The sequence below is a fragment of the Pseudomonas asuensis genome (genome assembly GCF_014646755.1).
Lineage (GTDB): Bacteria > Pseudomonadota > Gammaproteobacteria > Pseudomonadales > Pseudomonadaceae > Chryseomonas > Chryseomonas asuensis.
Genome location: NZ_BMNW01000098.1, coordinates 1 through 584, shown reverse-complemented (window position 1 = coordinate 584; position 584 = coordinate 1). Strand labels below are relative to the sequence as shown.

Here is a 584-nt window from a genome sequence, read left to right as displayed (position 1 = left end):
TGTTTGAACAAGTAAGGTAACAAGGCCTTATTCCTTTCATCCGTAAGCACCGTGTGGCTACCAACCTGTACCAGGCTTCTACCCAGCACCATTCTGCTGGGTACGATGGGGCCCTGCTGCTGAGGCGTCGCAGAGGGCGTGGTAGATTGAGCCGCTGCTGATGCCGTTTTAGCGAGTTCATCGCTAAGCTCTGGGGGGCTGTACGAACAAGGATGGTGCTGTTCCAATGGGATGCATAAAGGACCTCATGACCTATCAAGAGAAATCCTCTAAGTGGTCCTTTGTAACACCAGGGTTCCTTGAACCAGTACTTTGATTCTATGGTTCACCGGACCTAGCTTCTCTCGATGTTAGGCTGGAGTGTTACTTGCAATAGAAGCGTTTGAGTTCTTGAGCCGGAACTGAACAGGGCTCAACCCACCCAGCGAAAGCTTGAGCCGGTCATGGTTGTAATAGCGGATATACCCACGCAGCGCCTTTTCCAACCCAGCGACGCTGTTGAAGGATTCCCGGCAATACAGCTCTGACTTGAGCACGGCAAAAAAGCTTTCCATGGCAGCATTATCCAGGCAGTTACCGCGTCG

General features: G+C 51.9%; 1 protein-coding gene. It reads right to left on the bottom strand.

What is annotated here, in order from left to right:
* Positions 1–350: 350 nt before the first annotated feature.
* Positions 351–584, bottom strand: a 234-nt coding sequence (locus IEX86_RS24850) for an IS3 family transposase (RefSeq protein ID WP_188868810.1), incomplete at its 5' end; no start/stop codon positions are given.